Origin of the sequence: Herbiconiux flava (assembly GCF_013409865.1) — a bacterium.
Taxonomy (GTDB): Bacteria; Actinomycetota; Actinomycetes; order Actinomycetales; family Microbacteriaceae; genus Herbiconiux; species Herbiconiux flava.
Genome location: NZ_JACCBM010000001.1, coordinates 3,319,962 through 3,338,978 on the forward strand (window position 1 = coordinate 3,319,962; position 19,017 = coordinate 3,338,978).

General features: G+C 70.2%; 17 protein-coding genes. 9 read left to right on the top strand and 8 right to left on the bottom strand.

Features of this window, described 5'->3' with window-relative positions; all coding sequences use genetic code 11:
- Positions 1 to 2: 2 nt before the first annotated feature.
- Entirely contained in the window at positions 3 to 1,436 is a 1,434-nt protein-coding gene (gene hydA / locus BJ984_RS15840) for a dihydropyrimidinase (RefSeq protein ID WP_179548808.1), read from the bottom strand.
- Between the two features lie 19 nt (positions 1,437 to 1,455).
- Positions 1,456 to 2,304, bottom strand: a complete 849-nt coding sequence (locus tag BJ984_RS15845) for a nitrilase-related carbon-nitrogen hydrolase (protein WP_179548809.1) — start codon at positions 2,302 to 2,304, stop codon at positions 1,456 to 1,458.
- A gap of 151 nt (positions 2,305 to 2,455) precedes the next feature.
- Between BJ984_RS15845 and BJ984_RS15850 the strand changes: the two genes are divergently transcribed.
- Genes BJ984_RS15850 through cofD form a run of 5 tightly spaced genes read left to right on the top strand, consistent with a single transcriptional unit; the run spans position 2,456 to position 6,699 of the window.
- Positions 2,456 to 3,805, top strand: a complete 1,350-nt coding sequence (locus BJ984_RS15850) for an aminotransferase class I/II-fold pyridoxal phosphate-dependent enzyme (protein ID WP_179548810.1) — start codon at positions 2,456 to 2,458, stop codon at positions 3,803 to 3,805.
- Between the two features lie 39 nt (positions 3,806 to 3,844).
- Positions 3,845 to 4,126, top strand: coding sequence for a FitA-like ribbon-helix-helix domain-containing protein (locus BJ984_RS15855; protein ID WP_218870096.1), 282 nt, complete (start codon positions 3,845 to 3,847; stop codon positions 4,124 to 4,126).
- On the top strand, positions 4,123 to 4,542 hold the full coding sequence (locus BJ984_RS15860) for a type II toxin-antitoxin system VapC family toxin (protein ID WP_179548811.1): 420 nt from the start codon (positions 4,123 to 4,125) through the stop codon (positions 4,540 to 4,542). Before BJ984_RS15855 ends, BJ984_RS15860 begins: the two co-directional genes overlap by 4 nt.
- Before the next feature lie 44 nt (positions 4,543 to 4,586).
- Positions 4,587 to 5,681, top strand: a complete 1,095-nt coding sequence (locus BJ984_RS15865) for a hypothetical protein (RefSeq protein WP_179548812.1) — start codon at positions 4,587 to 4,589, stop codon at positions 5,679 to 5,681.
- A gap of 25 nt (positions 5,682 to 5,706) precedes the next feature.
- Complete coding sequence (gene cofD / locus BJ984_RS15870) at positions 5,707 to 6,699, top strand: 2-phospho-L-lactate transferase (protein ID WP_271206523.1); 993 nt, start codon at positions 5,707 to 5,709, stop codon at positions 6,697 to 6,699.
- Positions 6,700 to 6,730: 31 nt separating this feature from the next.
- On the opposite strand, the gene BJ984_RS15875 is transcribed toward cofD, so the two are convergent.
- The gene (locus tag BJ984_RS15875) at positions 6,731 to 7,720 is read right to left on the bottom strand and encodes an antibiotic biosynthesis monooxygenase (RefSeq protein WP_218870098.1); all 990 of its coding nucleotides are present in this window, start codon (positions 7,718 to 7,720) and stop codon (positions 6,731 to 6,733) included.
- Positions 7,721 to 7,722: 2 nt separating this feature from the next.
- Complete coding sequence (guaD, locus tag BJ984_RS15880) at positions 7,723 to 9,117, bottom strand: guanine deaminase (protein ID WP_179548814.1); 1,395 nt, start codon at positions 9,115 to 9,117, stop codon at positions 7,723 to 7,725.
- Between the two features lie 211 nt (positions 9,118 to 9,328).
- On the opposite strand from guaD, the gene BJ984_RS15885 reads away from it, so the two are divergent.
- Positions 9,329 to 12,001 carry a bifunctional FO biosynthesis protein CofGH gene (locus tag BJ984_RS15885; RefSeq protein ID WP_179548815.1) on the top strand — a complete coding sequence of 891 codons (2,673 nt, stop codon included), beginning with the start codon at positions 9,329 to 9,331 and terminating at the stop codon, positions 11,999 to 12,001.
- 56 nt (positions 12,002 to 12,057) lie between these two features.
- Here BJ984_RS15885 and glpK read toward each other — a convergent pair whose 3' ends face one another.
- The 3 genes from glpK to BJ984_RS15900 are packed head-to-tail and all read right to left on the bottom strand — an operon-like array spanning position 12,058 to position 16,192.
- Complete coding sequence (gene glpK, locus BJ984_RS15890) at positions 12,058 to 13,581, bottom strand: glycerol kinase GlpK (RefSeq protein ID WP_179548816.1); 1,524 nt, start codon at positions 13,579 to 13,581, stop codon at positions 12,058 to 12,060.
- Between the two features lie 57 nt (positions 13,582 to 13,638).
- Entirely contained in the window at positions 13,639 to 14,409 is a 771-nt protein-coding gene (locus BJ984_RS15895; RefSeq protein WP_179548817.1) for an MIP/aquaporin family protein, read from the bottom strand.
- A 40-nt stretch (positions 14,410 to 14,449) separates the two neighbouring features.
- The gene (locus BJ984_RS15900) at positions 14,450 to 16,192 is read right to left on the bottom strand and encodes a glycerol-3-phosphate dehydrogenase/oxidase (RefSeq protein ID WP_179548818.1); all 1,743 of its coding nucleotides are present in this window, start codon (positions 16,190 to 16,192) and stop codon (positions 14,450 to 14,452) included.
- A 104-nt stretch (positions 16,193 to 16,296) separates the two neighbouring features.
- Here BJ984_RS15900 and BJ984_RS15905 point away from each other — a divergent pair, with 104 nt between their 5' ends.
- On the top strand, positions 16,297 to 17,259 hold the full coding sequence (locus tag BJ984_RS15905; RefSeq protein ID WP_173181563.1) for a sugar-binding transcriptional regulator: 963 nt from the start codon (positions 16,297 to 16,299) through the stop codon (positions 17,257 to 17,259).
- On the opposite strand, the gene cofC is transcribed toward BJ984_RS15905, so the two are convergent.
- Positions 17,242 to 17,904 (bottom strand): 2-phospho-L-lactate guanylyltransferase, encoded by a 663-nt coding sequence (cofC, locus tag BJ984_RS15910; RefSeq protein ID WP_179548819.1) that lies wholly within the window; start codon positions 17,902 to 17,904, stop codon positions 17,242 to 17,244. The two genes, BJ984_RS15905 and cofC, sit on opposite strands and share 18 nt — an antisense overlap.
- A gap of 86 nt (positions 17,905 to 17,990) precedes the next feature.
- Between cofC and BJ984_RS15915 the strand changes: the two genes are divergently transcribed.
- Positions 17,991 to 18,446: a hypothetical protein gene (locus BJ984_RS15915; RefSeq protein ID WP_179548820.1), complete on the top strand. Its 456-nt coding sequence runs from the start codon at positions 17,991 to 17,993 to the stop codon at positions 18,444 to 18,446.
- A gap of 138 nt (positions 18,447 to 18,584) precedes the next feature.
- Positions 18,585 to 18,935 carry a DUF6412 domain-containing protein gene (locus BJ984_RS15920; protein ID WP_179548821.1) on the top strand — a complete coding sequence of 117 codons (351 nt, stop codon included), beginning with the start codon at positions 18,585 to 18,587 and terminating at the stop codon, positions 18,933 to 18,935.
- The last annotated feature ends 82 nt before the right edge of the window (positions 18,936 to 19,017 follow it).

Here is a 19,017-nt window from a genome sequence, read left to right on the forward strand (position 1 = left end):
GGTCAGATCAGGTACTGGCTGAGGCCGCGCTTAAAGTACGCGCCGTCGCCCTTGCGGCCGAGGTACGCGTCGTCGTCGACGATCATGCGGCCCCGCGAGAACACGGTGTCGACGTGGCCGTCGATCTCGTAGCCCTCCCAGGCCGAGTAGTCCATGTTCATGTGGTGGGTCTTCTCCAGCCCGATGGAGGTGTGGCCGTTCGGGTCGTAGATCACCACGTCGCCGTCGGCGCCGGGCTGGATGACGCCCTTCTTGCCGTAGACACCGAACATCCGCGCCGGCGTGGTGCTCGTGAGCTCCACCCAGCGGGGCAGCGTGATCTCGCCCATCACGACGCCCTGGTAGATCAGGTCCATCCGGTGCTCGACCGAGCCGATGCCGTTCGGGATCTTCGAGAAGTCGGCCAGGCCCATGTCCTTCTGGCCCTTCATGCAGAAGGGGCAGTGGTCGGTCGAGATGACCTGCAGGTCGTTCGTGCGCAGGCCCTGCCACATGTGGTGCTGGTGACCCTCGTGCTTCGAGCGCAGCGGCGTCGAGCAGACCCACTTCGCGCCCTCGAACTCGCCCCATTCCGGGCTGGATGCTCCGAGCTGGTCCTCGAGCGAGAGGTAGAGGTACTGCGGGCAGGTCTCCGCGAACACGTTCTGGCCGTTGTCGCGGGCGGCGGCGATCTGCTCGACGGCCTGCTTGGCGCTGACGTGCACGATGTACAGCGGAGCCCCCGTGAGGTTCGCGAGCATGATCGCTCGGTGCGTCGCCTCCTCCTCGGCCTGCCACGGCCGCGAGACGCCGTGGTAGTAGGGCGTGGTCTCGCCGCGCTCGAGGTGCTGCTTGACGAGCAGGTCGATGACCGAGCCGTTCTCGGCGTGCATCATGATCAGCGATCCGTTGTCGGAGGCCCGCTGCATCGCCTTGACGATCTGGCCGTCGTCCGACAGGAACACGCCCTTGTAGGCCATGAACAGCTTGAAGCTCGTGACGCCCTCGTTGATCAGCTCGTCCATCGCGGTCAGGGACGAGTCCTGCACGTCGGACAGGATCTGGTGGAAGCCGTAGTCGACCGCGCACTGCCCGGCCGCCTTCTCCTGCCACAGGTTGTACTGGTCGAGGATGTTCTCGCCGGCGTACTGCACGACGAAGTCGATGATCGACGTGGTGCCGCCGTGCGCCGCCGCGCGGGTGCCGGTCTCGAAGGTGTCCGAGGCCTCGGTGCCGCCGAACGGCATCTGCATGTGGGTGTGCGCGTCGATGCCGCCGGGGATGACGTACTTGCCGGTGGCGTCGACGACCTGGTCGACGTTCTGTTCGATGTCGAAGCCGAGCAGCGTGCTGCCCGGGGCGAGCACCGCGGCGATGGTCTCGCCGTCGATCAGCACGTCGGCCGTGGCCGTGCCCGTGGCGTTGACGACGGTGCCGCCCTTGATCAGAGTCTTCATGGCTGCCCCTCCCCGGTGCCTACGGTGCGACGATCTCGTTGTAGGCGTCGGGACGGCGGTCGCGGTAGAACTGCCAGTCGTCGCGGGTGTCGCGGATGGCGTCGAGGTCGAGGTCGCGGATGAGCAGTTCCTCGTGCTCGCTCGATCCGAGTTCGCCGACGTAGTTGCCGCGCGGGTCGACCACGTAGCTCGTGCCGTAGAAGTCGACGGCGAGGTCGCCGTACTCGTTGTCCTCCTTGCCGACCCGGTTGGGCACCAGCACGAAGTACTGGTTCGCGCCGGCGGCCGCGGGGCCCTCGAGCTCCCAGAGGCGGTTCGACAGGCCGGGCTTGGAGGCGTTGGGGTTGAAGACGATCTGGGCGCCGTTCAGGCCGAGCTCGCGCCAGCCCTCAGGGAAGTGGCGGTCGTAGCAGATGTGCACGCCGACCTTGCCGACGGCGGTGTCGAAGACCGGGTAGCCGAGGTTGCCGGGGCGGAAGTAGAACTTCTCGTAGAAGCTCTCGAGGTGCGGGATGTGGTGCTTGCGGTACTTGCCGACGATGCTGCCGTCGGCGTCGACGACCACGGCGGTGTTGTAGTAGACGCCGGTCTGCTCCTCCTCGTAGATCGGGAGGATCGTGACCATGTTCAGCTCCTTCGCCAGCGCGGCGAAGCGCTGCACGATCGGGCCGTCGGCCGGCTCGGCGTAGCGGTAGTACTTCTTGTCCTGCGTGATGCCGAAGTAGGGCCCGTAGAACAGCTCCTGGAAGCAGATCACCTGCGCGCCCTGGGCGGCCGCGTCGCGCATGAACTGCTCGTGCTTGTCGAGCATCGACTCCTTGTCGCCCGTCCAGGTGGTCTGGGATATCGCCGCGCGGATCGTCGTCATCGGTGTTTCCTTTCGAAGCGTGCTGTGCAGCCGGTTTTGTTATTATTCGGCGTGAACATTTCTCGTGTGTTTCAGAGTGTGACGCGAGAGTAAATATGTCAAGACTCCCGGGCACCCCCGTCCGGGCCGACGCACCAAGAACCGGGGCATCATGCTCGAACGGATCGTCGACGCGGTGGAGCACCGCACGCCCGAGGGCATCGCCGCGGCCATCTCCCGCCTCATCCGCTCGGGCTCCCTCGGCGCGGGCGACCGGCTGCCGACGGTGCGCGACGTCGCGTCGACCCTCGGGGTCAGCCCGGCCACGGTGAGCAACGCCTGGCAGGCGCTCTCGGGTGTCGGCCTGATCACCTCCCGCGGCCGGGCGGGCAGCTACGTGCTCCAGGCCGCCACGCCGTGGATGCCGCCGCACTTCGGCGAGCTCGCCGGCTCGCACGTGACGGCCCGGCTCGACCTCTCGACCGGCACGCCCGATCCGTCGCTGCTGCCCGACCTGTCCCACGCGCTCACCAAGGTGCCCACCCGTGCCGACACGGCGAGCTACCTGAGCTCCCCGGTGCTCCCGGGGCTCGAGAAGCACCTGCGCGCATCCTGGCCCTATCCCGTCGCGTCGCTGACGATCGTCGACGGCGCCCTCGACGCCATCTCCCGCGCACTCGAGACGCTGGTGCGCTTCGGCGACCGCGTCGTGGTCGAGAACCCGACGTTCCCGCCGTTCCTCGACCTGCTCGAGACCTTCGGGGCCGAGCGGCTGCCGGTCGACGTCGACGAGCAGGGGATGCTCCCCCGGCAGCTCGCGGACGCCCTCGCCCTGGGGCCCGTCGCCGTCATCCTGCAGCCCCGGGCGCACAACCCCACGGGCATCTCGATGGGCGCGGCGCGGGCGCGGGAGCTCGCCCGGGTGCTGCGGGCGCACGACCACCTCTGTGACCCCGTGGTGATCGAGGACGACCACTCCGGCGAGATCTCCTCGAGCCCCGCGCACAGCCTCGGCACCTGGCTGCCGCACCGCACCCTGCACGTGCGGAGCTTCGCCAAGTCGCACGGCCCCGACCTCCGCATCGCCGCGCTCGGCGGGCCGGAGGCGCTGATCGACCGGATCGTGGCGCGCCGCCTGCTCGGCCCGGGCTGGACGTCGCGGATGCTGCAGACCATCCTCTACGAGCTGCTCACCGCGCCGACCTCGGTCGACACGGTGCACGACGCCAGGCGCATCTACCAGGCCCGGCAGCGGCTGCTCTCGGAGGCGCTGGTCGAGCAGGGGCTGCCGCACGAGCCCTCCGACGGCATCAACACCTGGCTGCCGGTGGCCGACGAGAAGGCGGCGATCCTCACGCTGGCGGCCAGCGGCATCCGCGTGGCGGCGGGCTCCTCGTTCGTCGCCGCGGCCCCGGTTCCGGATGCGCGGCCGCCGCAGTTCCTCCGCGTCACCGCGGGCCGCGTCGTCGACGACTTCGACGCCGTGGCCGCCCTCCTGGCCGCCGCCGCCCGCGCCGAGTAGCCCGGCCGTACTCGACACATCCTCATTCCCTTGCTAGCATTGACAGCAGCGAAGGGCGGCATGATGGCGACGATCACGGTGCGAGATCTCGAAGACGGCACCAGGGAGCGACTGCGCGTCAGGGCGGCCCGCAACGGGAGGTCGATGGAGGCCGAGGCGCGCCAGATCCTCACCTCAGCTGTGGCGAGCGAGCCGGCCGACACGGCCGGGGTGGGCAGCCGCATCCGGTCGCTGTTCGCCGACGTCGGGTACGCCGACGATCTCGCCGATCTGCTGCCCGAGCGCGCCGCACCGGCTGATCGCGTCGACTTCGACCGATGATCCTGCTCGACACGAACGTGGTGTCCGAACTCCTTCGCGCTCAGGCCGCGAGTCAGGTCGTCGACTGGACCGACCGGCAGCCGGCCCACGAGCTGTGCCTCTCGGCCGTCACCCTCGCCGAGCTGCTGCAGGGGGTCGCACTCCTGCCGGCCGGCACGCGTCGCAGCGAGCTCGGCCGCCGGGTCGCGCACCTCGTGACACACGAGTTCGACCGGCGCATCATCCCGTTCGACGCCGAGTGCGCCGTCGAGTTCGCCGACGTGGTCGCCTCGCGCCGCCGTCTCGGCCGCCCCATCACCCCCTTCGACGCCCAGATCGCGGCGAGCGCACGCGTGCACGGCGCCCTCCTCGCCACCCGCAACGAGCGCGACTTCGAGCACACCGGCCTCCCCGTCGTGAACCCGTGGCTCCCCTGACCTCCGAATTGGAACCGGTGGGGCGCGAGCGGACACTAGGGGGTATGACGACGAAGACGAACAGACGGATGCGCGGGGCCGGGGTCGCGGCGGCGACCGCGGCGCTGGCGCTGCTGTTGGCCGGGTGCGCGGGTGCGATGCCGGCCGCCACCACGACCACCGCCGCGCCGGCGACGGACTCCACGGGGGCGGCGAGCACGAGCCCGACGCCGGCGGCGGCGAGCGCGCCGACGGTGCGGGTGCCGGCCAGCTGCGACGAGCTCCAGCCCGTCCCGGCCGGCTTCACTCCGGTCGAGACCCCGCCCACCGGCGACAGCCCCGCCGACTACGCCGCGGCCCGCGCGGGCGTGCTGCAGTGCGCCTACACCGACGCCGCGAACGTCACGCTGACGTTCTCGGTGACGCCCGAGGTGTCGGACGAGGACTACTCGGCCACCGCCGACGGCGTCGACTTCGGCCCGCTGCCCGCCGCGCCCACGATCGGACCGGACGCCCGCGAGGAGTGCCCGCTCTCCTACCGCGCCGACCTCTGCCAGTTCATCGACCTCGAGAACGGCTACGGCATCACCGCGACCGCCTACAGCGGTGATCAGGACACCGCGCTCCCGGCCGACGTCGTCGACGGCTTCGCCGCCGCCGTTCCCCAGCTCGTCGCCGCCGTGACCGCACTGGGCGCCCCCGAGCCGCTCTGGCATCCGAGCGGTGCCGACATCCCCGGCGCGGTCGGCTGCGAGAACCTGATCTCCGACGCGCGGCTGAACGAGATCCTCGGCACCACCCAGGCGTCCGCCTTCAAGACCGACGACGGCGAGTACGCGCGGTTCCCGTTCCGGGTGTCGAAGCAGGTCGGGTCGGAGTGGTGCCTCTGGGGTTCCGAGACCGATGCGGGGGCGGGCGCATCCGTTCTGCCCGGCGGCGCCTCGTACCTGCCCGCGGCGATGGCGGCGAGCGAGCGGTACGAATGGCAGCCCGCCCCCGACTACCCGGGCGAGGCCTACCTGGCCACCGAGGACGGTTCGGCGCAGTCGACGGTGAACATCGCGATCGAAAACGCCTGGGTGCAGGTCAGCGGGCCGGGCGAGGTGCTGCCCGCGTTGGTGGACGAGGTGCTGGGGAACGTGGGGGCGGTCGGCGGGTAGCGCGCGCATGGGATTGAATGGGGGCGTGAAGGTGACGGTTCTCGCAGGCGGTGTCGGAGGTGCACGGTTCCTGAGGGGGCTGCGCACCCAGCTGAGGAAGGCGTACCCGAACGGCGACGGCGGCTCGACCGCCGAGGTCACGGCGGTCGTCAACACCGGCGACGACATGTGGCTGACCGGCCTCCGCGTCTGCCCCGACCTCGACTCGATCATGTACACGCTCGGCGGCGCCAACGACGACGAGCGCGGTTGGGGCCGGAAGGACGAGAGCGAGCGCGTCAGCGCCGAGCTCACCGCCTACGGCGTCGGTTGGCCGTGGTTCACCCTCGGCGACCTCGACCTCGGCACCCACATCGCGCGCACCAGCTTCCTGCGCGACGGCCTCACCCTGACCGAGGCCACCGCCCGGCTCACCGAGCGCTGGAACCCGGGTGTGAAGCTCCTCCCGATGAGCGACGAGCCGGTCGAGACGCACGTCGAGATCATCCTCGACGGCAAGCGCCGCATCGTGCACTTCGAGGAGTGGTGGGTGAAGCACCGGGCGGGCGTTCCGGCGCAGCGCTTCATCCAGGTGGGGGCGGATGCGGCGAAGCCGACCCCGTCGGTGCGGCGGGCGATCGAGCAGGCCGACGTGATCCTGGTGGCCCCGTCGAACCCCGTCGTGTCGATCGGCACCATCCTCGGAGTGCCCGGCATCCGCTCGGCGCTGCACGAGGCCCGCGCCCCGATCGTCGGGGTCTCCCCCATCATCTCGGGCGCGGCCGTGCGCGGCATGGCCGACGCCTGCCTCACGGCGATCGGCGTCGAGACGACCGCCGCGGCGGTGGCGAAGCACTACGGCTCCCGCTCGCGGGGTGGCCTGCTCGACGCCTGGCTGATCGACGAGAGCGACGCGGCGAGCGCCCCGGTCATCGAGTCGGCGGGCATCCGCACCTCGGTGGTGCCCCTCTGGATGCGCGACCCCGACACGAGCGCCCAGCTCGCCGCCGACGCCCTGGCCGCGGCCGCCCGCCGCTAGGCGCCAGCCGTCAGCTGCCGGCCGGTCGCTGCTAGTTCGCCGGGCGGAGCGACATCAGCCAAGCGTAGAGCCCCATCGAGACGAGGTAGCCGGCGACGACGATGGCGTATCCCAGCACGTGCGTCTTCACCGGGACGCCCCGCTTCACCCACCAGCCGAAGAGCTTGAACGCCCACGGCACGAAGAACCAGCCGAGCAGCTGCGTCGAGACCAGGTTGCCGATGAACAGCGAGAGCCAGAACGGCACCCCGTGGTCGGCGAACAGCGGGTCGGCGATGAAGTAGCCCCACAGGAAGACGATGGGGTAGAGCATGAGCAGCACCAGGAGGTTGCTCTTGAAGACCGGGTCGGGCAGCGCATCCGGGCTCGATCGCCCCGACCAGAAGCCGAAGCCGTAGCTGGACCGGGTGAGCTTCAGCTGCTCGTTGTAGGCCGCGCCCTCCTCGAGCAGGGCGGCGCGCTCGGGCGAGTCGAGCCAGGCGTTCAGGTGCGGCTCGCTGTCGAAGCTCAGCACGACGACCCAGTCGTCCTGCACGCCGGCCACCGGGCGCTCGACCTTGTGGCCGACGAAGCCCTCGAAGCGCGACTCGATGGCCGAGATCTCGCGCTGCCACTCGAGGAAGCGCGCCTCGTCCTCGGGAGCGACCCGGCTGGAGATGAGCACCGACGCCGCTTCGCTCGGGTGCTTCGCCTCCTCGGTGAACAGGTGCACGTCGTCGTTGCCGATGAAGCGGTCACCGATCTCGTCGACCAGGTTCTTGCGCTCGGCGCTCTGCAGCCAACCGCGCGCCGAGCCGGCGTCGCGGAAGTGCTGCACGGTCACCCAGTCGACCTGCAGCGGCGGGTTCGGCCGGATCAGCTCGCGCTCGAGGAAGCCCGGCCAACGCGAGACGCTGTCGGCGACCTTCTTCTGCCAGGCCTCGTAGGCCGGATAGTCCTTCTCGGCGAGGCGGCGGTGCACGACGAGGGTGACCCGGCCACCCGGCTCCGTCGTGGTGCCGGGCACCGCCGTCTCGGTCACGCTCAGGCCTTCTGGTAGGCGAGCTCGCCCGCGATCCAGGTCTGGTCGACGGCGCGCTCGTCGCCGACCATCATCACGCCGAAGAGCAGGTCGGAGACGGTCTCGAGCGTCATCGGGCCGCCGCTGTACGACAGGCTCTGGTGCCAGGCCGTGGCGGGGGGCCCGGCGGTCCAGTCGAGGGCGACGAAGTCGGCTTCCTTGCCGATGTCGAACGAGCCGACGAGGTCGTCGATGTAGAGCGCCTCGGCGCCTCCCTTGGTGAGCGAGTAGAAAGCGCGGAGCGGCGAGAGCTTGTTGCGCTCCGACTCGGCGAGGTCCTGGTCGCTCGGCAGGATGCTGCCGTCGAGGATGGTGTTGTTGAGCATCCCCACCTTGTAGCCGTCTTCGAGCGTGTTGAGCAGGCTGAAGCGGTTTCCGCCGCCCATGTCGGTGCCGTACGAGACGAGCACGCGGTGCTCGGGGTCGAGCGCCCGGCCGAGGCGGAACAGGCCCGATCCGAGATAGAGGTTCGACGACGGGCAGAAGGCCACCGAGGCGCCGGACTCCGAGAAGCGGCGGAACTCGCTGTTGGACAGCCAGACGCCGTGGCCGCCCGTGAACTTCGGACCCACCAGTCCGTACTTCTCGTACACGCCGAGGTAGTCGTGGCAGTCGTCGTGGAGCGCCAGCACGCCGTGCACCTCGGCGGGGTTCTCGGAGATGTGGGTGTTGATCCACAGGTCGGGGAACTCCTGCTTGAGCTTCTGGCAGGCGGCCAGCAGCTCGTTGGAGGCGCCGAAGCCGAAGCGCGGGGTGATCGCGTAGAGGTTGCGGCCCTTGCCGTGCCACTTCTCGATCAGGGTGCGGCTGTCGTCGTAGAACTGCTCGGGGGTGTTGGCGAAGTAGTCCGGCACGTGGCGGTCGATGCCGGTGAGGCCGGCGATCATGCGCATGTTGCGGCGGCTGGCCTCCTCGAAGAAGACCTCGTTGCAGGTGAGGTTGCCGGTCGTGAAGGTCTGCGCCGTGGTGGTGCCCGAGGCGAGCAGGTTGTCGAAGAAGTGCTTCGTGCCCTCCTCGGCGTAGGAGCGCTCGGCGTAGCGGTGCTCCTCGGGGAAGACCCACTTCTGCAGCCAGGGCAGCAGCTGCTCGCCGTAGGCGCCGAGCACGCGGGTCTGCGGCAGGTGGATGTGGCCGTCGATGAAGCCGGGGAGGATGATGCGGTCGCGGATCTCGGTGATCTCCACGCCCTCGTGCTTCGAGGCGATGTCGTCGTAGGCGCCGAAGTCGACGATCACGCCGTCCTCGACGACCAGCAGGCCGTCGGCCTGGAACCGCGCGGCGGCCTCTTCGTTGCCGACGTGCTTGTACGGGTCGTCGACGAAGTCCAGGAAGGTTCCGCGCACAGCTGTCTTGGCCAAGATGTTCCCCGATTCGTAGTGGTGACGCCATCGTGGCACACGCGGCGCGCTCGGGGCCCGTCCCCATCAGGGGGAGGCCCGCCGAAGGGGTAGGCGGCTCGGGGGGTAGGCTGTCCTGCAATCAGGTTCTGGGTCTGGCTTTGGGCTCTCTTTTCTTCTCGCGTCTCTTTCGCGTGTCCGCTCGCCGCGCCGACTTCCCCGAGGACAGACCATGCCCGAAGATCTTCCGTTCCCCACGTCCACGGGCGTGCGCGCCACGGGCCGCAGCACGGCCCCCGCCCCCGTCGAGCAGACGTTCGTGCCGAACGCCTCGGCCATCCGCCGTGCGCTGAAGCGCGCCGAGACGGGCGTCGCCCTCGACGCCACCGAGGCCGAGACGCTGCTGCACGCCCGGGGCGACGACCTCGAGCGGCTCCTCACCGCCGCCTCCCGGGTGCGCGACGCCGGCCTCGAGATCGCAGGCCGCCCCGGCGTCATCACCTACTCGCGCAAGGTCTTCATCCCGCTCACCCACCTCTGCCGCGACCGCTGCCACTACTGCACCTTCGTCGAGACGCCCGGTGGTCTCGAGAAGCAGGGCAAGGCGCCCTTCCTCTCCCCCGACGAGGTGCTCGCGATCGCCCGCGAGGGCGCGGCGCTGGGCTGCAAGGAGGCGCTGTTCACCCTCGGCGACCGCCCCGAGGAGCGCTGGCCCGTGGCCCGCGAATGGCTCGAGGCCCGTGGCTACGACTCCACCATCGCCTACCTCCGCGCGGTCGCGATCCTCGTGCTCGAGGAGACCGGCCTCCTCCCGCACCTGAACCCCGGGGTGATGACCTGGGAGGAGATCCAGCGCCTGAAGCCCGTCGCCCCGTCGATGGGCATGATGCTCGAGACCACCGCCGACCGCCTCTGGAGCGAGAAGGGCGGGCCGCACTACGGCTCCCCCGACAAGGATCCCGTGGTTCGCCTGCGCGTGCTCGAGGACGCCGGGCGCTCGAACGTGCCCTTCACCACCGGCCTGCTGCTCGGCATCGGCGAGAACTACGCCGAGCGCGTCGACGGGATGTTCTCCATCCGCTCGGCCGCCCGCCGGCACGGTCACGTGCAGGAGGTGATCATCCAGAACTTCCGCGCGAAGCCCGCGACCGCCATGATGGCCGCCGACGACCTGGAGACCCAGGAGTACGTCGCGGCAGTCGCCGTGGCGCGGCTCGTCCTCGGCCCGAAGGCTCGGGTGCAGGCTCCGCCGAATCTGACGGATGCGCGTGAGCTGGGTCTCCTCGTGCGCGCCGGCATCGACGACTGGGGCGGCGTCTCGCCGCTCACCCCCGACCACGTGAACCCCGAGCGCCCGTGGCCGCACATCGACGACCTGGCCCGCCTCACCGCGGAGGCCGGCTTCGAGCTGCGCGAGCGGCTCACGGCGCACCCCCACTTCGTGCGCGCCGAGGAGCCCTGGATCGACCCCCGCGTCCTCCCCCACGTCCGCGCCCTCGCGGGGCCCGACGGGCTGGCCGTCGAGGGGCGCATCCCGGTCGGGCTACCCTGGCAGGAGCGGGACTGGACCTCCTCGGGCTCCGGCCGCACCGAGCTGCACACCGAGATCGACACGATCGGCCGCACCGGCGACCGCCGCAGCGACTTCGAGGACGTCTACGGCGACTGGGCCGAGCTGCGCGAGCACGTCGGGGCGAACGAGGGCACGGCGCCCCGCGCATCCGGAGACCCAGCGATACGGAGCGCCCTGGCCCGTGCCGCGGAGGACCCGGCCGGCCTGAGCGACACCGACTACCTCACCCTGCTCGGCGCCGACGGCCCCGACCTGGAGGCCCTCGCGGCCCTCGCCGACGACGTGCGCCGGGCGACCGTGGGCGACGAGGTCGGCTACGTCGTGAACCGCAACATCAACTTCACGAACGTCTGCTACACGGGCTGTCGCTTCTGCGCCTTCGCTCAGCGGCGCACCGACGCCGACGCCTACACGCTGTCGATGGAGCAGGTCGGCGACCGCGTCGACGAGGCCTGGATGATCGGGGCCACCGAGATCTGCATGCAGGGCGGCATCCACCCCGACCTGCCCGGCTCGGCGTACTTCGACCTGGCGCGCACGGTGAAGGCGCGGCAGCCCGACATCCACCTGCACGCGTTCAGCCCGATGGAGATCGTGAACGGCGCCTCGCGCACCGGGCTGTCGTACCGCGACTTCCTGCTCGAGGCGAAGGCGGCGGGGCTCGACTCGATCCCGGGCACGGCCGCCGAGATCCTCGACGACGACGTGCGCTGGGTGCTCACCAAGGGCAAGCTGCCGGCCGCCGCGTGGATCGACATCGTCTCGACCGCGCACGACATCGGCCTGCGCTCCTCGTCGACCATGATGTACGGGCACGTCGACAACCCCTCGCACTGGGTCGGGCACCTGCGCACGCTGGCGCGGGTTCAGGACGAGACCGGCGGGTTCACCGAGTTCGTGCTGCTGCCGTTCATCCACATGAACGCCCCCGTCTACCTCGCCGGCGTCGCCCGGCCGGGGCCGACGAGGCAGGAGAACCGGGCCATCCACGCGGTGTCGCGGCTGATGCTGCACGGGCGCATCGACCACGTGCAGACCTCGTGGGTGAAGCTCGGCAACGCGGGCACGCAGCAGATGCTGCAGGGCGGCGCCGACGACCTCGGCGGCACCCTGATGGAGGAGACGATCAGCCGCATGGCAGGTGCCGACAACGGCTCCGAGAAGACGGTCGACGAGCTCGAGCGGATGATCGGGGAGATCGGCCGCGTGCCGGTGCAGCGCACCACGACCTACGGCCGCCCCACGGCCGAGCGCGTCGCGGTCGCCCGCGAGTTCGCCTCGCAGGGCTTCGCGGCCACGGGCCGCACCCTCCACACGAACCTCCTGGCCTGACGACGACGGCCCGCCCCTCGCGTGGAGGGACGGGCCGTCGGGTAGGACGGGGCGGGTTACGCCTCGGTGTCGGCGTCCACCCAGTCGAGGGTCTTCGTGACGGCCTTCTTCCAGTTGCGCAGCTGGCGCTCGCGCTCGGCGTCGTCCATCTTCGGCTCCCAGCGGGAGTCCTCCTGCCAGTTGGCACGGAGCTCGTCGAGGTTCGCCCAGAAGCCCACCGCGAGGCCCGCGGCGTACGCGGCACCGAGCGCGGTGGTCTCGGCGACCACCGGACGGATGACCGGCACGCCGAGGATGTCGGCCTGGAACTGCATCAGCGTGTTGTTGGCGATCATGCCGCCGTCGACCTTGAGCTCGGTGAGGTCGACGCCCGAGTCGGCGTTGACCGCGTCCAGCACCTCGCGGGTCTGGAAGGCCGTGGCCTCCAGCGCGGCGCGGGCGATGTGACCCTTGTTGACGTAGCGGGTGAGGCCCACGAGGGCGCCCCGCGCATCCGACCGCCAGTACGGCGCGAACAGCCCTGAGAACGCCGGCACGAAGTACGCGCCGCCGTTGTCCTCGACGGTGTTCGCCAGGGTCTCGACCTCGGGTGCCGAGGAGATGATGCCCAGGTTGTCGCGCAGCCACTGGATCAGCGAGCCGGTGACGGCGATCGAGCCCTCGAGCGCGTAGTGCGCCGGCTGGTCGCCCAGCTTGTAGCCGAGGGTGGTGAGCAGCCCGTTCTTGGAGTGCACGATCTCGGTGTCGGTGTTGAAGATCAGGAAGTTGCCGGTGCCGTAGGTGTTCTTCGACTCGCCGGCGTCGAACGCCGCCTGGCCGAAGGTCGCCGCCTGCTGGTCGCCCAGGATGCCGGCGATCGGCACCTCGCGCAGCAGGTTGGACGACTCGACGGTGCCGTAGACCTCGGACGACGACTTGATCTCGGGCAGCATCGACTTCGGCACGCCGAAGGCCTCGAGGATGTCGTCGCGCCATTCGAGCGTCTCGAGGTCCATGAAAAGGGTGCGCGAGGCGTTGGTCACGTCGGTGACGTGCACACCGCCCTCGGTGCCGCCGGTGAGGTTCCAGAGCACCCAGGTGTCGGTCGTGCCGAACATCAGCTCGCCGGCCTCGGCCTTCTCGCGGGCGCCCTCGACGTTCTCGAGGATCCAGACGATCTTCGTGCCCGAGAAGTAGGTCGCGAGCGGCAGGCCGACGATCGACTTGAAGCGCTCGGTTCCCTCGTCTCCGGCGAGGCGGTCGACGATCGACTGGGTGCGGGTGTCCTGCCAGACGATGGCGTTGTAGACGGGCTCGCCGGTGTTCCTGTCCCAGACGACGGCGGTCTCGCGCTGGTTGGTGATGCCCACGGCGACGATGTCGTGACGGGTCAGGTCGGCCTTGGAGAGCGCCTGGCCGATGACCTCGCGCACGTTCGCCCAGATCTCCATCGGGTCGTGCTCGACCCAGCCGGCCTTGGGGAAGATCTGCTCGTGCTCCTTCTGACCGGTGGACACGATGGTGCCCTTGTGGTCGAAGATGATCGCGCGCGAGCTGGTGGTGCCCTGGTCGATGGCCAGGACGTACTTTTGTTCAGACATGTCGAACTCCTTTGTCGTTACTGAAAGTCAGTGAGATGAAGCGGATGCGCGGGGCGCTCAGGTGAGGATCGGCAGCAGAGGGATGGCCAGCAGACCGGCCAGCACGCCACCGATGATCGGGCCCACGACGGGAACCCAGGAGTACGACCAGTCGGAGCTGCCCTTGCCCTTGATCGGCAGGAAGGCGTGCGCCAGGCGCGGGCCGAGGTCACGGGCCGGGTTGATCGCGTAGCCCGTCGGGCCACCGAGCGACGCGCCGATCGCGATCACGAGCAGCGCCACCGGGAGGGCGCCGAGAGCTGCGAGGCCGCCCTCGCCCTGTCGTCCGCCGCCGAAGCCGATCACGACGAACACCAGCACGAAGGTGCCGATGATCTCGGTGACCAGGTTCCAGCCGTAGGAGCGGATGGCCGGACCGGTCGAGAACACGCCCAGCTTGTTGGCCGCGTCGGGCTCCTCGTCGAAGTGCTGCTTGTACGCCAGCCAGACGAACACCGCGCCGATGATTGCACCGATCAGCTGCGCGCCGATGTACGCGATGACGGAGAGGGCGTTGACGTCGACCGGAGTGGCCGCCGAGCCGAAGGTCTTCGCGCCGTTGGCGAGAAGTCCCAGGGTGACCGCCGGGTTCAGGTGCGCGCCCGAGGCGTACGACACGATCACACCGGCGAAGACCGCGAGGCCCCAGCCGATGTTGACCATGAGCGTGCCGCCGTTGAAGCCCTTGGTGCGCACGAGCGCCACGTTGGCGACCACACCGCAGCCCAGGAGCACCAGGAGGGCTGTGCCCACCAGCTCCGATACGAAGTCGATACCGAGATTGTCCACGTTGACCTTTCTTCTCTCAGGTGGCGCTGCGCCACCCGACTCAGTTGACGGCTGCTGCCGCCGTGTTCGCCGCTTCCAGCACGATGCCGTGGAAGAAGCGGAGGTTCCGGGCCGCGAGGCGGCGCTCGTCGGCGAGGGTCTCGTCCGACCAGCCCTTCGAGCGCTGCGCCAGGGTGCTCAGCTCATCGAACACCTCCTGGGTCAGACCGCCCACGAACGCGATGATGCTGCGGCGCAGCACCAGGTCGCTGAGGTGCACGGTGTGCTCGCCCATCAGGAAGTCGATCTCGCCGGTGCTGTACCCGGGCAGGGTCTGAAGCGGTGCATCCGTCGCCTCGGTGGCGTTCAGCGCTGCGATGTGGTCGATGACCTTCGCGGCGTTGCTGCCGTAGCGGGCGAGCAGGGTGCGGGTGCGCTCCTGGCCGAGGTCGGCACCGTGCGCCTTGATCCAGGATGCGGTGGCCGCCGGGGTGGTCGGGAAGCCCGCCCCGCCGCCGATCGCCAGGTCGGTGGTGCTGACCTTCCGGGTGCGGCCGAGAAGCGCCAGGGTGTCGTTCGTCAGGTGCTCGGCGAGGGCGCGGAACGTGGTCCACTTGCCGCCGACCAGGCTGAGCTGCTTGGTCTTCGTCGAGGTGCCGAAGGCGGTCTGCTCGATGCGGTAGTCGCGCGACACGAAGCCGGGGGCGGTGTCGCCGTGGCCGGGCAGCGGGCGGATGCCCGAGTAGCGGTAGACGATCTGCGGACGGTCGACCTCGATGGTCGGGAAGACGTGCTTGACCAGCTGGAAGAAGTAGTCGACCTCCTCCTCGGTGCAGACGCTCGGCTCGGTGATGTCGGCCTCGAGGTCGGTGGTGCCGACGAGCACGCGGCCGTTCAGCGGGTAGATCAGCACGATGCGGCCGTCGTTGTTCTCGAAGAAGACCTCGCCGCCGGCGCAGGCCTCGTAGAGCTCTGCGTTGTCGAGCACGATGTGCGAGCCCTTGGTGCCGCCCATCCACGTCGTGGACTCGCCGAGGGCGGCGTTGGTCAGGTCGGTCCAGGGGCCGGAGGTGTTGACGACCACGTCGGCCGCGACCTCGAAGGTCTCGCCGCTGACGAGGTCACGGAGCACCACGGCGTCGCCGTTCGAGCCGACCGCCTCGAGGTAGTTGGCCGTGCGGGCGTGGGAGCCTGTCGCCAGAGCATCCTGAACCAGGTCGAGCGCGAGCCGCTCGGGGTTCTCGACCGCGGCGTCGTAGTAGGTCGCGGTGTACTTCACGTCGCCGCGGAGCTTCGGGAGCTTGGCGAGCGACTTCTTGCGTCCCACGAACTTGTGGCGCGGCACGTTGCCGCCGTCGCGCGAGAAGGAGTCGTAGCCGAGCAGGCCGACCTTGATCAGCAGCGCGCCGCGCTCCTTGGCCTTGCCCTGCTTGTGGGTGAGGAAGCGCAGCGGGGCGCTCAGGATGCCCGAGAAGGTCGAGAAGATTGGGATGGTCGTGGGCAGCGGCTTGACGTAGTGCGGCGCCAGGCGGAGGAGGCGGTTACGCTCCTGCACGCTCTCGCGCACGAGGCGGAACTCGCCGTTCTCGAGGTAGCGCACGCCACCGTGGATCATGTGGCTGGAGGCGGCCGAGGCGCCCGAGGCGTAGTCGCCGCGCTCGACGAGCACGACGTCGACGCCCTGGAGCGCGAGATCGCGGAACGTGCCGATGCCGTTGATGCCGCCGCCGACGATCAGGACCTGGGTCTTGGGGTTGCTGCGGATGGCTTCGACGCTGCTGCGGACATCGTTGGTGCTGGTCACTGTTCACTCGCCTTCGTGCTGGGTTGACTGTCCAGTTCTACGACCGATTTCACATATGATCAAGCTCGTTGCACATATGTGCAGACGAAAGGATGCGAGGACGCATGGCCGACACCGCTGGCGCCGAGAAGGAGCGCGACGCGCTCCGCGCCGCCCACCTCTACTACCTGCAGGATCTGACGATGGAGGCCATCGCCACCGAGCTGCACACCTCGCGATCCTCCGTCTCCCGCCTGCTCGGTTACGCCCGCGACACGGGGCTCGTCGAGATCCAGGTGAAGTCGCCGCTGGACCGGCTGTCGAGCCTGCAGGAGCGGATCCGGGCCCGCCACGGGGTCACGGCGCACGTCGTGCCCGTGCCCGACTCGACCGCCGAGGTCGACCGCCTCGAGCGCGTGGCGATGAGCGCTGCACGGATTCTCGGGCCCTTCTTCGATTCCAACATGACCATGGGCATCGCCTGGGGCTCGACCCTGTCGGCCGTCTCGCGGCACCTGCAGGAGAAGGTCACGCACAACTCGCAGATCGTGCAGCTGAACGGCGCCTCGAACGCGCGCACGACGGGCATCGGCTACGCCAGCGAGATCATGAGCCGCTTCGGCACGGCCTTCGGGGCCTACGTGCAGCAGTTCCCGGTGCCGGCGTTCTTCGACGACCCGCGCACCAAGGAGGTGCTCTGGCGCGAGCGCAGCATCCGGCGGGTGCTCGAGATCCAGAAGCACATGGACATCGCGCTGTTCGGCCTCGGCTCGGCCTACGCCGAGGTGCCCTCGCACGTCTACGTCGGCGGCTACCTCGACGACGACGACTTCCAGCAGCTCGGCCGCTCGCAGGTGGTCGGCGACGTGGCGACGGTCTTCTACCGCGCCGACGGCTCGAGCGAGGACATCCCGATGAACGCCCGCTCCTCCGGCCCGTCGCTCGAGCTGCTGCGCAAGGTCTCGCGGCGGGTCTGCGTGGTGTCGGGGCGCTCGAAGCTGCCCGCCCTCCGCGGCGCACTGGCTGCCGGGGTGATGACCGACCTGATCATCGACGAGACGACGGCGCACTCACTGCTGGAGGACTGAGGCCGCCGGAGGCTTGAGGCTCTCGAGCACTCGGGCGGTGGCGGGGCCGACGCCGCGGCGCCAGGCCTGCTGCAGCTCGGCCTCGGTGTCGACGTCGTGGCGCAGGGTCGAGTCGTCGCCGAGCGCCAGGGCGACGTGACCGGCGGCGCGGTGGCGCCCGGCCGAGCCAGCTCCGAATCGGGGCACGAGTCCGGCGCCGGCCGTGCTCCCGGCCGCGGTGATGAGCGTGGTGCCCGAGCCCTCGGCGTCGGCGACGAAGGCGAGCGGATGCGCGTACGCGGCCTCGAGCGCCTCGTCGACGTCGCCCGCCACGAGCGTGGGCAGGTCGCCGAGCATCGCGGCCGTCGGCCCGTCATCGGCGGCGGCGATGCCGCGGGCGACAGCCGCGTTGAGCCCCTCACCCGGATCGTCGAGCACCTCGACACCGGGCACCGTCTCGCGGAGCCGGGCGGCGATCGACGACCCGGCATCCGTCACCACGATCACTCGGCCGACCGTGCGGGCGGCCCGCAGCGCGGCGACCGCGTCGAGGGTGAACGCCTCGGCGAGCAGCAGGCGCTCTTCGGCGGAGCGCTCGGGCATCAGGCGGCTCTTGCCCTCGGCGGTGCCTTTGACGGGTACGACGAGGGTCCACGGGGAAGTCATTGCTCCGATTATCCCGCACTTCGAAAAGACAGAACGATCGGTACGTTTTCGGGAATGGTCCGGGAGGGTCGTGGGTTGTATACAGCGTGAGCAGAACGTTTCTTGAGATCGAGGGCGAACGCGGAGTCGTGTCGCGGTATCGCCGCCACCCCAATGGAAAGGGTTACGTCGCAGTCGGAGCGGAGGTCGACCCGTCGGCCTACGTCGACCCCACGAGCTATGTCGAGGCCGGCGCCAAGGTCGGGCCTAAGGCGTGGATCGGGTCCGGCAGCTGGATCGAGCACGACGCGATCCTCGGCGCCGGAGTGTTCGTCGGCGCGAACGTGCACGTCGGCGCGTCGGCCGTGATCGGGCGCACGTCGAAGATCGGCAGCCACTCGCGGATCGGCGAGAGGGCGGCCATCTCGGACGCGACGCTGATCGAGAACGACACCACGATCGCGCCCGGTGCGGTGCTGCGGCGTGGGGCGGGGTCGGGTGCCGGGTCTTCCTCGGGTTCGGGCGCGGCCTCGGGCTCGTCCGACTACGTGCGGGCGGCGTGAGCCGATCGTCTCCCGCGGCGCGTCCCCCCTTGCGGGGTGGGCGCGCCTTCGTCGTTCTTGGGCGGCCCTTCGTCGTCGATGAGCTGGCGCGGTCGATCGCCGGTAACCGCGCCGGGCCGGCGCGATAGAGTCGTAGCCATGACGGCCGACAGCACCCGCGCAGCAGCTCGCGCCCTGCTGCGCCTCGCCGCCGTCGCCTCAGGGCTCGGCCTCGTCTGGTTCGTCAGCTCGAGCGGCGCGCTCGACTCCGGCGCAGTGACGGCACTGGCTCTCGTGGCCACCGCTCTCGCAGCGGGGTCGGTCGCCGCGGCGTCCGTCGCATCCGTGCTGCGGGCACTGAGGGCCGTGCTCGCGCGGTTCGTGCGCGCATCCGCTCGCCCGCGCCCCGCCGACGACGTCGACCTGCCGGTCACCGTCGTGCAGAGCCGCCCCGACGCCCCCGGGCGTCCCCGCACGCGCGCACCCGGCCGCCTCCTCGCGGCCGCGTAGCGCAGCTCCCCGCCCCTGACCGGGGCGTCCGCCCTTCACCGAGCACTCCGCCCCTGTCGGCGGTCTGTCCGTAAAGGGCGAC